The organism is Mesorhizobium sp. WSM4807 (genome assembly GCF_055811615.1).
Window position 1 is genome coordinate 239,646 of record NZ_JBVVQY010000002.1, and the last position, 14,775, is coordinate 254,420.

General features: G+C 61.8%; 11 protein-coding genes. 8 read left to right on the plus strand and 3 right to left on the minus strand.

Annotated elements, in window-relative coordinates:
• The first annotated feature begins 36 nt into the window (after positions 1-36).
• The 5 genes from glgC to bglA all read left to right on the plus strand — a co-directional run bounded on the left by glgC (position 37) and on the right by bglA (position 8,231).
• Positions 37-1,302: a glucose-1-phosphate adenylyltransferase gene (gene glgC, locus AC0L3N_RS03450; protein WP_473545616.1), complete on the plus strand. Its 1,266-nt coding sequence runs from the start codon at positions 37-39 to the stop codon at positions 1,300-1,302.
• A gap of 3 nt (positions 1,303-1,305) precedes the next feature.
• Complete coding sequence (gene glgA / locus AC0L3N_RS03455) at positions 1,306-2,751, plus strand: glycogen synthase GlgA (protein ID WP_473545618.1); 1,446 nt, start codon at positions 1,306-1,308, stop codon at positions 2,749-2,751.
• Positions 2,752-2,754: 3 nt separating this feature from the next.
• Entirely contained in the window at positions 2,755-4,383 is a 1,629-nt protein-coding gene (locus AC0L3N_RS03460) for an alpha-D-glucose phosphate-specific phosphoglucomutase (RefSeq protein WP_473545620.1), read from the plus strand.
• 220 nt (positions 4,384-4,603) lie between these two features.
• The gene (gene glgX, locus AC0L3N_RS03465) at positions 4,604-6,616 is read left to right on the plus strand and encodes a glycogen debranching protein GlgX (RefSeq protein WP_473545622.1); all 2,013 of its coding nucleotides are present in this window, start codon (positions 4,604-4,606) and stop codon (positions 6,614-6,616) included.
• On the plus strand, positions 6,606-8,231 hold the full coding sequence (bglA, locus tag AC0L3N_RS03470) for a beta-galactosidase BglA (protein ID WP_473545624.1): 1,626 nt from the start codon (positions 6,606-6,608) through the stop codon (positions 8,229-8,231). Before glgX ends, bglA begins: the two co-directional genes overlap by 11 nt.
• 18 nt (positions 8,232-8,249) lie before the next feature.
• On the opposite strand, the gene AC0L3N_RS03475 is transcribed toward bglA, so the two are convergent.
• Genes AC0L3N_RS03475 through AC0L3N_RS03485 form a run of 3 tightly spaced genes read right to left on the minus strand, consistent with a single transcriptional unit; the run spans position 8,250 to position 10,554 of the window.
• The gene (locus AC0L3N_RS03475; RefSeq protein ID WP_473545626.1) at positions 8,250-8,618 is read right to left on the minus strand and encodes a hypothetical protein; all 369 of its coding nucleotides are present in this window, start codon (positions 8,616-8,618) and stop codon (positions 8,250-8,252) included.
• Positions 8,619-8,655: 37 nt separating this feature from the next.
• Positions 8,656-10,026: a pilus assembly protein TadG-related protein gene (locus AC0L3N_RS03480; RefSeq protein ID WP_473545628.1), complete on the minus strand. Its 1,371-nt coding sequence runs from the start codon at positions 10,024-10,026 to the stop codon at positions 8,656-8,658.
• A complete protein-coding gene (locus AC0L3N_RS03485; RefSeq protein ID WP_473545630.1) occupies positions 10,027-10,554 on the minus strand; it encodes a TadE/TadG family type IV pilus assembly protein in 528 nt (175 codons plus the stop codon). It abuts the gene before it with no gap.
• A 324-nt stretch (positions 10,555-10,878) separates the two neighbouring features.
• Between AC0L3N_RS03485 and AC0L3N_RS03490 the strand changes: the two genes are divergently transcribed.
• The 3 genes from AC0L3N_RS03490 (at position 10,879) to AC0L3N_RS03500 (ending at position 14,774) form a co-directional block, all read left to right on the plus strand.
• Entirely contained in the window at positions 10,879-12,471 is a 1,593-nt protein-coding gene (locus AC0L3N_RS03490) for a peptide ABC transporter substrate-binding protein (RefSeq protein ID WP_123147179.1), read from the plus strand.
• 265 nt (positions 12,472-12,736) lie between these two features.
• A complete protein-coding gene (locus AC0L3N_RS03495) occupies positions 12,737-13,660 on the plus strand; it encodes an ABC transporter permease subunit (protein ID WP_123147180.1) in 924 nt (307 codons plus the stop codon).
• Positions 13,653-14,774 carry an ABC transporter permease gene (locus AC0L3N_RS03500; protein ID WP_123147181.1) on the plus strand — a complete coding sequence of 374 codons (1,122 nt, stop codon included), beginning with the start codon at positions 13,653-13,655 and terminating at the stop codon, positions 14,772-14,774. Before AC0L3N_RS03495 ends, AC0L3N_RS03500 begins: the two co-directional genes overlap by 8 nt.
• Position 14,775: the final 1 nt, after the last annotated feature.

Here is a 14,775-nt window from a genome sequence, read left to right on the forward strand (position 1 = left end):
GCGATGTCTCGCAGCGCGTAACTTGGGAGGATAAAAATGGCAGAGATAAAACGGACCCAGCCGCTGGCGCGCGATGCCATGGCCTATGTTCTGGCCGGCGGCCGTGGCAGCCGCCTGAGGGAGTTGACCGACCGGCGCGCCAAGCCCGCGGTCTATTTCGGTGGCAAGACGCGCATCATCGATTTTGCGCTCTCCAATGCGCTCAATTCCGGTATTCGCCGCCTCGGCGTCGCCACCCAGTACAAGGCACACTCGCTGATCCGCCACCTGCAGCGCGGCTGGAACTTCCTGCGCCCCGAGCGCAACGAGAGCTTCGACATCCTGCCGGCCAGCCAGCGCGTATCGGAAACGCAATGGTATGAGGGGACGGCCGATGCCGTCTACCAGAACATCGACATCATCGAGGCCTACGACCCCGAATACATGGTCATCCTGGCCGGCGATCACGTCTACAAGATGGATTACGAACTGATGCTTCGCCAGCATGTCGACGCCGGCGCCGACGTCACCGTCGGCTGCCTCGAAGTGCCGCGCATGGAGGCGACCGGCTTCGGCGTCATGCATGTCGACAAGAAGGACACCATCATCTCCTTCATCGAGAAACCCGCCGATCCGCCCGGCATTCCCGACAAGCCGGATTTTGCCCTGGCCTCGATGGGCATCTACGTGTTCAAGACCAAGTTCCTGATGGAGCAACTGCGCCGCGACGCGGCCGAACCGGGCTCAAGCCGCGACTTCGGCAAGGACATCATCCCCTATGTCGTCGAGCACGGGAAGGCGATCGCCCATCGCTTCGCCAAGTCCTGCGTGCGCTCGAACGCAGAGAACGAGGCCTACTGGCGCGATGTCGGAACAGTTGACGCCTATTGGGAAGCCAATATCGACCTGACCGACATCACGCCGGAGCTCGACCTCTACGACCGCGACTGGCCGATCTGGACCTATGCCGAGCTGAAGCCGCCGGCAAAGTTCGTGCATGACGAGGATGGCCGCCGTGGCTCGGCGGTATCCTCGCTCGTCTCGGGAGATTGCATTGTCTCGGGCGCTTCGCTGAAGCGAAGCCTGATCTTCACCGGCGCACGCATCAACTCCTATTCGACGCTCGAGGACGTCGTCATGCTGCCCGACTGCCACGTCGGCCGCAGCGCGAGATTGAAGCGCGTGGTGATCGATCATGGTGTCAGGATTCCCGAAGGCCTCGTGGTCGGCGAGGATCCCGTCCTCGACGCCAAGCGCTTCCGCGTTTCCGAAAAGGGCATCTGCCTCGTCACGCAGGCCATGATCGACAAGCTGGGATTGTAATGAATGCAGGTTCTGTCGGTTACGCCCGAAATATTCCCTCTGATCAAGACTGGCGGGCTTGCCGACGTGACCGGCGCGTTGCCCATCGCGCTCGCCGGCAAGGGCGTGGCGATGCGCACGCTTGTGCCCGGCTATCCCCAGGTCATGGAGGCCTTCAAGAAGAAAAAACCCGTACACCACTATCCGCTGCTGCAAGGCGGCAAGGCTTCGGTCCATGCCGTCCAGATCGCCGGGCTCGACCTGTTCGTGCTCGACGCGCCGCATCTGTTCGACCGTCCCGGCGGCCCCTATGGCAATGCGGCCGGCGCCGACTGGCCGGACAATTGGCGGCGTTTCGCGGGTTTGAGCCAGGCTGGTGGCGACATCGCCGGCGGCGCCATCTCGGGCTACCAGCCGGAGATCGTCCATGCCCATGATTGGCAATCGGCGATGACGCTGGCCTATATGCGCTATGGCAAGGCGGTCGGCACACCGTCGATGATCACCGTCCACAACCTCGCTTTCCAGGGTCAGTTCGGCGCCGGCATCTTTGGCGAACTCGGTTTGCCGGCGGCGGCCATGGCGCTCGAGGGCGTCGAATATTATGGCGGCGTCGGTTTCCTCAAGGCTGGCCTGCAGGCTGCCTGGGCCATCACCACAGTCAGCCCGACCTATGCGCAGGAGATCCGCTCGCCGGAATTCGGCATGGGGCTCGATGGCCTCATCAACATGCGGTCCGTCGATCTCTATGGCATCGTCAATGGCATCGACACCGAGATATGGAACCCTGAAACCGACAAGCATCTGGTCTCCAACTACACGGCCAAGACATTGAAGGCGCGGCACCCCAACCGGACCGCCGTCGAGGATCGTTTCAATCTCGACCGCGACGACAGTCCGATCGTCTGCGTCATCAGCCGGCTGACTTGGCAGAAGGGCATGGACATACTGGCAGCGGCCGTCGACGGGATCGTTGCCAGGGGTGCGCGCCTGGCGATCCTGGGGTCGGGCGATGCCGGCCTCGAAGGCGCGCTGCTGGCCGCCACCGCCCGCCATCGCGGTCGCATCGGCGTCGTCATCGGTTACGACGAGGCGCTTTCCCACACCATGCAGGGCGGCTGCGATGCCATCGTCATCCCATCGCGCTTCGAGCCTTGCGGACTGACGCAGCTTTACGGCCTGCGCTATGGCTGCGTGCCGGTCGTTGCCCGCACCGGCGGTCTTGCCGACACGATCATTGACGCCAATGAAGCGGCCGTTTCGGCAGGTGTGGCGACCGGCTTCCAGTTCGCGCCCGCAGATTCCGGCGCCTTGCTGCACGCCATCCGCCGGCTGGTGGAAGCGCACGCCAACCCCACGATCTGGACGTCGATGCAGCGGCAAGGCATGAAGGCCGATGTGTCGTGGGACAAAAGCGCGCAAAAATATCTCGAACTCTATCGCTTGCTGCTTTCAAAAAGGGCTGTCTGACGCATGATACGCACCGTCGCCACCAAACCCTACTTAGACCAGAAGCCCGGCACTTCCGGGCTGCGCAAGAAAGTGCCGGTGTTCCAGCAGGAGCACTATGCCGAGAACTTCATCCAGTCCATCTTCGATGCGCTGGACGGATTTAGGGGCAAGACCCTGGTGATCGGCGGCGACGGCCGCTTCTACAATCGCGAGGTCATCCAGAAGGCCATCGCCATGGCGGCGGCCAATGGCTTCGGCAAGGTGATGGTCGGGCAGGGCGGCATCCTGTCGACGCCGGCCGCTTCCAACATTATTCGCAAATACAAGACCTTCGGCGGCATCATCCTGTCGGCCAGCCACAATCCGGGCGGCCCGCACGAGGATTTTGGCATCAAATACAATGCCGGCAATGGCGGGCCGGCGTCGGAAAAGCTGACCGACGCGATCTTCGCCAAGACCAAGATGATTTCGAGCTTCAAGATCGCCGACATCGGCACGGTCGATCTCGACACGATCGGCACGGTCGAGGCGGGCGGCATGACGGTCGAGGTGGTCGACCCGGTCGCCGATTATGCCGAGCTGATGGAAAGCCTGTTCGATTTCGATGCCTTGCGCGCACTGTTCAAATCGGGTTTCCGCATGCGCTTCGACGCAATGCATGCCGTGACTGGTCCCTACGCCAAGGAGATCCTGGAGAACCGGCTCGGCGCGCCGAACGGCACCGCCCGCAACTTCATTCCCCTGCCGGATTTCGGCGGCCACCATCCAGATCCGAACCTGGTCCACGCAAAGCACCTCTATGACGAGATGATGGGACCGGACGCGCCGGATTTTGGCGCTGCTTCCGATGGCGACGGCGACCGCAACCTGATCATCGGCAAAGGCATTTTCGTCACCCCGTCGGACTCGGTGGCCATGCTCGCCGCGAACGCCCATCTGGCGCCGGGCTACAAGGCCAGCCTGAAGGGCATTGCGCGTTCGATGCCGACCAGCGGTGCGGCCGATCGCGTCGCCGAAAAGCTCGGCATCGGCATCTATGAAACGCCGACGGGCTGGAAATTCTTCGGCAATCTGCTCGATGCCGGCATGGCAACGATCTGCGGCGAGGAAAGCGCCGGAACCGGTTCCAACCATGTCCGCGAAAAGGACGGGCTGTGGGCCGTGCTTTTGTGGCTCAATATCCTTGCTGCCCGCGGCGAAAGCGCCAAGCAGATCGTCACCGAGCACTGGGCCGCCTATGGCCGCAATTACTACTCGCGCCATGACTACGAGGAGATCGAGACCAACCGGGCCAATGCGCTGGTCGACGAATTGCGGGTGAAACTCGCTTCCTTGCCCGGCACCAGCGTGCGCGGCATGAAGATCGCCAGCGCCGACGATTTCGCTTACCATGACCCGGTCGACGGCTCGATAGCCAGGAACCAGGGCATCAGGGTGCTATTCGAAGGCGGATCGCGCGTCGTCTTCCGTCTCTCCGGCACCGGTACCTCGGGGGCGACGCTGCGTGTCTATATCGAGCGCTACGAGCCGGACAAGTCCAGGCACGATCTCGACACGCAGGAGGCGCTTGCCGACTTGATTGCGGCAGCCGATGATATCGCCGGGATTCGTAGCCATACCGGCCGCGTCAAGCCGAGCGTGATTACGTGAAGCTGGCGCGGCGCGCCTTTCCTTCTCCCCTTGTGGGAGAAGGTGGATTGGCGCGTAGCGCCGAGACGGTTGAGGGGTGTTGGACGGATCGTCGTAGGTGCCAGGCTGGAGCACCCCTCATCCGTCGCCTTCGGCTCCCCCTTCTCCCACAAGAAGGGGAGAAGGGGGAGCCAACCTGCCAACCGCTCAAACCGTCTACGATCTGCTGTTGTGAGTGCGCGTGAGCCAGCTCGGCGCAATCATCGCCAAAGAAGGCGTTCGCTTCGCCGCATGGTCCTCGTCGGCTCGGCGCATATGGGTCTCGATCTTCGATGATGAAGGGACCCGGGAGATCGACCGGCTCGAACTCCAGCTGGAAGGCGAGGGCATTCACGCGCTTTTCGTTGCCGGCCTCGCTGCCGGCACTCGATACGGGTTTCGCGCCGATGGCGACTATGCGCCCGAGAAAGGGCTCTGGTTCGATCCCGACAAGCTGCTGGTCGACCCCTATGCCGTCGAAATCGACAGGCCCTATGTCTATGACGGCAGGCTCGCCGCGCGTCGGGGCGAGGGCACGGACACTGCACCGCTGCTGCCGAAGGCGATTGCCGCCACCCTGCCGCAACCGGTGCCTGCCTTGCCGCCGCTATTCCAGCCCGGTGGTCTGATCTACGAAGTTCCGGTGCGCGCCTTCACCATGCTGCATCCGGACATCCCGAAGCCCCAGCGCGGGACGATTGCAGCGCTTGCCCATCCGGCTATCGTCGAGCACCTGAAAAAGCTCGGAGTCGGGGCGGTTGAACTGATGCCGGCGACGGCATCGATCGATGAGCGGCATTTGCCGGCGCTCGGGCTGCGTAATGCCTGGGGCTACAATCCCGTGACCTTCATGGCGCTCGATCCGCGCCTCGCGCCCGGCGGTCTCGCGGAATTGCGGCAGACGGTTGCCACGCTGCGTGCGACCGGCATCGGCGTCATCCTCGATCTTGTCTTCAATCACACCGGCGAAAGCGACAGGCTTGGGCCGACGCTGTCGCTGCGCGGCCTCGACAGCCGCGCCTACTACCGGCATTGGCCGGACGGCAGCTTGGCTAACGACACCGGCACCGGCAACACCGTCGCTTGCGATCATCCGGTCGTCCAGGAAATGGTCCTCGACACGCTTCGTCACTTTGTCTGCCATGCCGGCGTCGACGGTTTCCGCTTCGATCTTGCGTCCATTCTGGGTCGGGTCGATGGCGTATTCGACGCCGAGGCACCGTTGCTGAGGGCTATTCGGAACGATCCGGTCCTCGGCGGCCGGGTGCTAATCGCCGAGCCCTGGGATATCGGCCCGGACGGCTATCAGCTTGGCAATTTTCCGCCGCCCTTCCTCGAATGGAACGACAGATATCGCGACGACATCCGCCGGTTCTGGCGCGGCGATAGCGGCATGGTCGGCGCGCTCGCCACCCGGCTTGCCGGCTCGTCCGACGTGTTTGCCAGGGCAGGCCAGCAGATAAGCCGCAGCGTCAATTTCATCGCCGCGCATGACGGCATGACGCTGGCCGACATTGTTGCCTATGAGCACAAGCACAATGAGGCCAATGGCGAGCAGAACCGCGATGGCCACAACGACAACCTGTCCTGGAACAATGGCGTCGAGGGTGAGACCGGCGACCGGGCGATCGTTACGGCCCGTTTCGATGACCAGTGTGCGCTGCTGGCCACGCTGTTTGCCTCGCGCGGCACGATCATGCTGACGGCCGGAGACGAATTCGGCCGCACCCAGAAGGGCAACAACAACGCCTATGCGCAGGACAACGAGATCACCTGGCTCGACTGGGCCGGGCGCGACCAGGCGCTGGAACAATACGCCGTTTTGCTCGCCGCGATGCGTCGTTCCGTGCCGGCGCTTTCCGACACGCGCTTCCTGACCGGAGAGCCGCCGCCGGGATCAGAAAAACCGGGCGTCGTCTGGCTCACTGAAACCGGCACGCCGCTCGACGAGGCAGGCTGGCACGATCCGGGGCGGTACCGCCTGGTCATGATGCTCGGCGGCGATGATTGCCGCCTTGCCGTGGTCATCAATGGCGATCGCCGGGCGTGTATGTTCACGCTGCCGGAGCGCGACGGATTTCGCTGGGAGCCAGCCATCGAAACACCGGGCGGCGCAGCAGGAATTTCACGGCCTGTGCCAGGGCGAACGCTGATTTTCATGATCGAACACAAAGCCGCGCAGGCTCAGATAAAGGAGAACGGCGGTGGCAAGTGACAACGTCGAGTGGTGGCGCGGCTGCGTCATCTACCAGATCTACCCGCGCTCCTTCCAGGACACGACAGGGGACGGCAGCGGCGATCTGCGCGGCGTTGCCTCAAGGCTGGCTCATGTTGCATCGCTTGGCGCCGACGCCGTCTGGCTGTCGCCCTTCTTCAAGTCGCCGATGGCCGATATGGGCTACGACGTATCCGACTATACAGCCGTCGATCCGATGTTCGGCACATCAGAGGATTTCGACGCGGTGGTCGCCGAGGCGCACCGTCTCGGCCTGAAAGTCATTATCGACCAGGTCCTGTCGCATTCGTCCGACCGGCACGAATGGTTCGTCGAAAGCCGCGCGAGCCGCGATAACCCCAGGGCGGACTGGTATGTCTGGGCCGATCCGAGGCCTGACGGCACCGCGCCCAACAACTGGCTGTCGGTCTTCGGCGGCCCAGCCTGGGAGTGGGACGCGACCCGCAGGCAATATTACATGCACAATTTCCTCGCCTCGCAGCCGGACCTCAATTTCCACAATCCGGAGGTTCAGGACGCCCTGCTGGAAACGGTGCGGTTTTGGCTGGAGCTCGGCGTCGACGGGTTTCGGCTCGATACGGTCAACTACTATGTCCATGACCGCTGGCTGCGCAGCAATCCGCCTTTCGCATCGAGCGTTGCCGGCACCAATACCGAAACCAATCCCTACCTCTATCAGGAGCATCTGTTCGACAAGACGCAGCCCGAAAACCTCGCTTTCCTCAAGCGTTTTCGGGCGCTGCTCGACGAATATGAGGGCCGTGCCGCTGTCGGTGAGGTTGGCGACGAAACCCGTTCCTTGCAGACGCTCGCCGCCTATACCAGCGGCGGCGACAAGCTCGACATGTGCTACACATTCGACCTGCTCGGACCGCAATTCTCGGCCGCACACGTGCGCGGATGCGTCGAAGCGTTCGAGAGTGCTGTCTCCGACGGCTGGGTCTGCTGGGCGTTTTCCAACCACGATGTCGGGCGCCACGTGACGCGCTGGACAAGGCCCGGCGGCAATCCGGAGGCGGTGGCGAAATTCTCGATCGCGCTGCTGTCATGCCTGCGTGGATCGATCTGCCTCTATCAGGGCGAGGATCTCGGGCTCGAGGAAGCCGAATTGGCGTTCGAGGATCTGCGCGATCCATACGGCATCCGCTTCTGGCCCGGGTTCAAGGGCAGGGATGGATGCCGCACGCCGATGGTCTGGGAGAAAGGCGCCGGGAACGCCGGGTTTTCAACAGGCAAGCCGTGGCTTCCGATCCCGGAAAGCCATCGCGCCCGCGCGGTCGATATCCAGAACGGCGAGGAAAAGTCGGTTCTGGCCAGCTATCGGGCGATGCTTGCGTTGCGCAGGCAGCATGCCGCGCTGGTACAGGGTTCGATCCGCTTTCTCGATGCCGAGGGCGATGTGCTTGCCTTCATTCGCGAAGGCGGCGGCGAGAAGCTGCTCTGCCTCTTCAATTTCGCCGAGGGGCCGGCCAAATGGCCGTTGCCGCAGGGTATCGATGTCGCAGAGACGATCGATCTTGGCGCTGGTGCCGCCTTGCAGGGAAAAATTCTGTCGCTGCCGCCCTTGGGCTGCTTCCTCGGACGAGCCGGCTGATGTCTCTCATTTGCCAGCTCATTGAACGAGCACGGAGCGCCCGCAAGTCGCGCCCATGACCCGGACATCTGCCTCGCCGACATGCACGCCCAGTGCCGCAAGCACGTTATAAACCAATTCGTCGACCGGCGCCGTCACGGCGTTCAGAGCCGCAATCACCGCCGGCTTTACCGTTCCAAGCAGGGCGGTTACGTTCAGCAGCCCTAGTCCCAGCGCATTGATCGAGAGCGACAGTTCATCGACAAGCGATGTGGTGAGGGATTGCGTCAGGTTTTTCGTAGAAACGGTCTTTATCGTCCTGTTGGCGATTTCGGTGCTGTTGAAGGTCAATGTCGTCGGATCGTTGTTGGTGATATCAAGCGCTGCAGACCCGTTCACCGACAGCAATGGAATGAGCAAAAGCCTCACTGCCGCGATCTGGGCATTAGAGAACGATTGTGGATTGCTGAAATCGGCAAAGGCGGTGGGGCTGCTGTCGGCATCGCTGGCGGCAAGATGCAGCGAGGCAACGCCCGCGGCGTGCCGCTATGGAAACCTCCAAACTGTCCGGGCGCCCCGTCGGGCAGCTGATGTCAGTCAGCTTCGCCTCGGCGTAGGCCACTTCGATATGCAGCGGAAGATTGACGGCAAGGAGAGTGGTGCCGCCTCCGAGATTCGAATTGCCGATACCGACGGACGCAACCAGCTTAATTCGTGTCTGCGCCGTGCGCACCACGGCGCCCTTCTCGCCGATTGTCAGCCACGGCGAGAATTGCGCAGGTTCGCCGATGGCGATGGCAAGCGTGGTCGAGGTAAGCCCCGGAATGGTGGCTCCGAGATTGAGCTCGACCTGCTTCGAGCCGTTGGCCAGTGCAGCGGCGGTGGTCAGCATACCCATGGCGCTAGCGTCGACAGAAAAACCGGCCGACTGTTGTCCGAGGCCGAGTTGGCCCATTGATCCAAGGTCGACAAGGTGATTGAGCTGTATCTTGACCGTGCTGGTGGTCCTTGACGCGATTGTCTGCAAAGCAAGCTTGCTGGTGCTGCCAACGGGTGAAACATCAGCCATGGCGGTGGCTATCTGGCCCACCGTCGCTTTCGAAGCCAGCACCTCCGAATAGCTGACACCTGTCAGCTGCAACTGGACGGCAAGTGCGTCGAAGAATGAAAGCAGGTTGACGTCGGCAGCGATCAGCGCGTTGTAGTCCATCACGCTGAGTGAAATGTTGCCGCCCAGGAGCTTGCTGAGAAGAGCGTTGAGGATGCCGCCATTGACGCTGAGCAGCCTGGACCCGACTGAGAACATCGCCTGCGGCGCTACGCTGGCAACGGCTTGGGTGCCGATGACCGGCGTAGGGATAAGCGAACTTGCGAAATAGCGGGCAGGAATCTTTTTCAGCGTGACATGGACGGCGTTGTAGGGCGTCTTGCCGGCCTCGAAACGCTTGTCGACGCCGAGCGACGACTCTGGTGAATATCGGCCGGCGGTGACCGACACGACGGTTTTCCCGAGGGCAGGGGCGATCGTCTGCCCTGCCTTCTGAACAACGATACCCGGCATTCCGTTGTCGCCGAGCGTGGTCACCACCGCCGCCTCAATGTTGTTGATGTTGGAGGCGGCGGTGATTGCCGCAAGATCGACCAGCGACTGAGCCTCGCGGCGCTCCACATAGATCGAGCCTTCATCGATGGCGAAGGCGGCCAGCGCCAGCGCGAACGGCGCGCACAGCGCCGTCATGACGGTGAAGTTCGCCCTCAGGTCGCCAAGCATCGAGCGGGCGGCCCGGCCGATCCTCCCCGGCAAAGTTTCCGACATTCAGATGCCTCCGACCCGTATTGTCGACTCGCGTGAGATCGTGGTTCCAGGCATGGGCAGCGCCGGGAACAGATTCCAGACCGGCAAGTTACGGGCATCGTATTGGATGGACACGACGAACTGGTTTCCGTCGGCTGTGCTGTCCTTGGCGTGATAGGTCAGCTTGGTGGAATCGACGAACGGATATCCGCCGGCATCGGTGTTGACGAAACTGGTCACCAGTGCCTGGCGCTCGCCTTCATTCAGCCCCGCTATCGCCGTGCGGGCGGCGTCCGCTGCGATTTGCTGCACGGAGTTGCTTGCACCAAAATAGATACCGTATGCAACCATTCCGAGCAAAAGCAAGATGAAAATGGGCGAAAGCAGCGCGAATTCGATGGCGGAAGTTCCGGACTGTTCTCTAAATTGGCATAATTTGAGTCTTAGCTGGCGCGTATTGCGCCGCTTTATAGAGATTTTCTCAGTTTCTGCGCTGTTCATTTCCTTCGCCCATCGAGACATACCGAAGCCCGCGAAGATGTAATCCATGGTTGCTTAAAGACGGCTTAAGACCTTTCGCCAAAGCGGAATAGACGACAGATTTCCTGCCGGTGCCGAATGCTTGAAGTGTTGGGAAACGAAGCCAAGTCCATGGTTTCGACTGCTGTTCTGCCGGCCGCGAAGTGGCTGTCAGCGCGCCTTACTTAGGGTGACCTCACGAGTCTGTTGAAATAAAAAATTGCCACGTTACTGTTTGGCCACCAGCTGCCGGAGAGGGAACCGGCGGCGCGCTCAAAGGGACCATCTAATCGGTTTCGGGGCGTCAACACTCAAGAGGCGTAGCTAAAGGGCCGCCTCGACAGGGAGAACTTCATGCTGAAAAACATGCTGAAGGCGACGGTGTTCGCCACAACCATGGCCTTGGCCGCCGGCACGTTCTACGCGCCGGCCTTCGCCGAGGTCGTCTATAACCGCGGCAGCGCCGCCGAATCGGAGTCGCTCGACCCGCACAAGACCTCGACAATCTACGAAGCCAATGTTTTGCGTGACCTGTTTCAGGGGCTGACCATGCAGGACGCAAAGGCGAACCTCATCCCGGGCGCCGCCGAAAGTTGGACAGTATCGGACGACGGCACCGTCTACACCTTCAAGCTGCGCAAGGACGCCGTCTGGTCGGATGGCGCTCCGGTGACGGCAGATGACTTCGTCTACGCTTTCCATCGGCTGGAAGATCCGGCCACCGGCGCCGAATACGCCTCGATGCTCTATCCCGTGAAGAACGCCGAGGAGGTGAACACCAAGAACGCCAAGCCCGAGGAGATGGGCGTCAAGGCAATCGACGCAAATACTCTGGAAGTGACGCTGAAGGCGCCCACGCCCTATTTCCTCGAAATGCTGACCCACCAGGCGACTTTTCCGGTCAGCAAGGCCTCCATTGACAAGCTCGGCGCCGATTGGATCAAGCCGGGCAATTTGGTCTCGAACGGCGCCTTTACACTGGCGGAGTGGGTTCCCAATGACCACATCAAACTGGTCAAGAATCCGAAATTCTGGGATGCTGCAAGCGTCAAGCTCGACGTCGTCAACTACATCCCGACCGAAGATCGTTCGTCGGCGATGAAGCGCTTCGAGGCCGGCGAACTCGACAGCTACGACGACCTCCCGACCGAGCAGCTTGCCGACCTCAAGGCCAAGTTTGGCGATCAGATTCGCGTCGGGCCTTACCTCGGCACCTACTATTTTGCGATCAAGACCGACAAGGCCCCGTGGGACAACGTCGAACTGCGCAATGCCATCTCCATGGCAGTCGACCGCGATTTCCTTGCCGAAAAGGTCTGGCAGAACTCAATGCTGCCCGGCTATTCGATGGTGCCTCCAGGCATTGAGGGCTATACGCCGGCATTGGCCAAATACGCGGAGATGTCGCAGATCGACCGCGAGGATGAGGCCAAGAAGGTACTCGAGAAGCTTGGCTATACGCCCGAGAAACCGCTGAAGATGGAAATCCGCTACAACACGTCGGAAAACCACAAGAACACTGCGGTCGCCATCCAGGAGCAGTTGAAGCCGCTCGGAGTCGAAGTCACGCTGCTCAACACCGACACCAAGACCCACTACTCCTTCCTTGAGCAGAAGGGCGACTACGACGTGGCGCGTGCCGGCTGGATTGCGGATTACAAGGATCCGGAAACCTTCCTCGGCATCTCCCGCAAGGCAAGCGGCAACAACTATTCGGGCTACAACAGCCCGGAATTCGAGAAGGCTATGGACGAGGCTGCCGCCGCCGGCGGCAAGCCCGAAGAGCGCATGAAAGAACTCGCCGAGGCCGAGCGCATCCTCGTCGACGAGGTCGGCAACATCCCGCTTCTCTACTATAGCTACAAGGATATCGTATCTCCGAAGCTTCATGGCTTCGAGGATAACGTTATGGACGTGCATCCGTCCCGCTTCATCTCCAAGGACTGATCTCCTTGGCCGGACTGCCGCTCCTTTACAGCGCCGCGCGTCCTTCGGGACGCGCACAGGGCGCTGTAACGCCTTGATTTTGCGCGTGATCCTTTCGGAACCTTCGGTTCGGGTCATGCGTTAGGGGCGGCGGCTCCGGTTTGCCATCGCATCGGCCCGAAAATCCGAATCGATTTTCGGGAAGCACGATGCGAAGATTGAAGCGCTAGAGCGTACTTTGTGCGTCCAAGTGGACGCACGTCGCTCTAGGTCAAGCGGGGAACCGATGCTGCGATACGTATTCCGGCGGCTCCTGACCGCCATCCCGACGCTGTTCGTCATCGTGACCATGGCGTTCTTCCTGATACGTGTCGCGCCGGGCGGCCCGTTCAATCAGGAGCGGGGCCTGAGCCCCGAGATCAAGGCCAATCTTGAAGCGCAGTTCGGCCTCAACGACCCGCTCTGGCTGCAATATGTCCACTATCTCGGCAATCTGCTGCGCGGCAATTTCGGTCCGAGCTACAACATGCCGGATTTCACCGTCACCGAATTGTTTGCCAGGGGCCTGCCCGTTTCAATCCAGATCGGCGCCTCGGCCCTCGTCCTGGCACTGCTGCTCGGCGGCCTCCTCGGCACTGTTGCCGCGCTCAACCAGAACAAGCTTGCCGACTATTCGGTGATCGCGCTGGCCGCCGCCGGCAGCACCATCCCGACCTTCGTCATCGCCCCGGTGATCCAGCTTTTGTTCGGTCTGACCTGGAAGCTGCTGCCGATCGGCGGCTGGGGCGATGGCGCCCTGCTCAACAAGGTCGGGCCGGTACTGACGCTCGCCTTGCCGCAGATCGCCATCGTTGCCCGCCTGATGCGCGGCTCGATGATCGAATCGTTGCGCTCTCACCACATCCGCACCGCACGCGCGCTCGGCCTGTCGGACTGGTCGGTCATCGTCAAGCATGCGCTGCGCGGCGCCATACTGCCGATCGTCTCCTTCACCGGCCCGGCGGCTGCCGCGCTCCTCACCGGTTCGATCATCGTCGAGACGATCTTTTCCATTCCCGGCATCGGCCGCTATTTCGTCGATGCCGCGCTCAACCGCGACTACACGCTGGTCATGGGCACTGTGGTGGTGATCGCGCTGTTCACCATCGTCTTCAACCTGATCGTCGACGTCATGTATGCCTTCGTCGATCCGAGGGTGCGCTATGACTGACATCGCAGCCACCGCTCCGGCCGTCGTCGGCCGCTCCCTGTGGGGCGATGCCTGGGCACGGCTCAAGGCCAATCGCGCCGCCATGTTCAGCCTGTATTATCTTGCCTTCATCGCTGTCATCAGCGTGTTCGGGCCGTCTTTGCTGCCGCATCGATACACCACCATCTACGCCGACCATGTGCGCACGCCGCCGAGCTTCTCGGCCTATCCGAAGGCCGACATGATCGAAACCGCGCTCAATGAGGCGATCAAGCGCATGCGTGTCGACATTAAGGAGTGGCGGCAGGAAGGCAACCGCATCTTCGTCACCGTCACATCGCCCAAGCCGATCGACGACCGCAATGTCCGCTACCTCGACCGTTCGGATGCCTTCGATGACACAAAGATCGAGGGTAAATCGCCTGACGGCCTTGAAGCGGTGATGAGCGCTTCGATCAGGCAGCAATATTTCCTGTTCGGCACCGACAATACCGGCCGCGATCTCCTGTCGCGGACGCTGATGGCCGGGCGCATCTCGCTGGCCATCGGCCTGCTCGCCGGGGTCGTCGCCGGCGTCATCGGCGTGCTCTACGGCGCTACGGCCGGCCTTGCCGGCGGCAAGGTCGACGAGGTGATGATGCGCATCGTCGATGTGCTTTATTCGCTGCCGTTCATCTTTTTCGTCATCATGCTGGTGGTGTTCTTCGGCCGGAACTTCGTGCTGATGTTCCTGGCGGTCGGCGCCGTGCTGTGGCTCGACATGGCGCGCATCGTGCGCGGTCAGGCGCTATCGATCCGGCGGCAGGAATATGTCCAGGCGGCTGAGGCGATGGGCATCGGCCAGCGCGGCATCCTGATCCGCCACGTCATTCCCAATCTGCTTGGCCCGGTGGTCATCTACATGACGCTGCTGGTGCCGCATGTCATCATCCTGGAGAGTTTCCTGTCCTTCCTCGGGCTCGGAGTGCAGGAACCGATGACCAGCTGGGGCGTGCTGATCTCGACCGGCGCCAAGAACATCGGCACCGCCAACTGGCTGCTCTTGTTCCCTGCTTTCTTTCTTGTTTCGACGCTGTTCGCGTTGAATTTCGTCGGTGACGGCCTGCGCGATGCGCTCGACCCCAGGGATCGTTGAG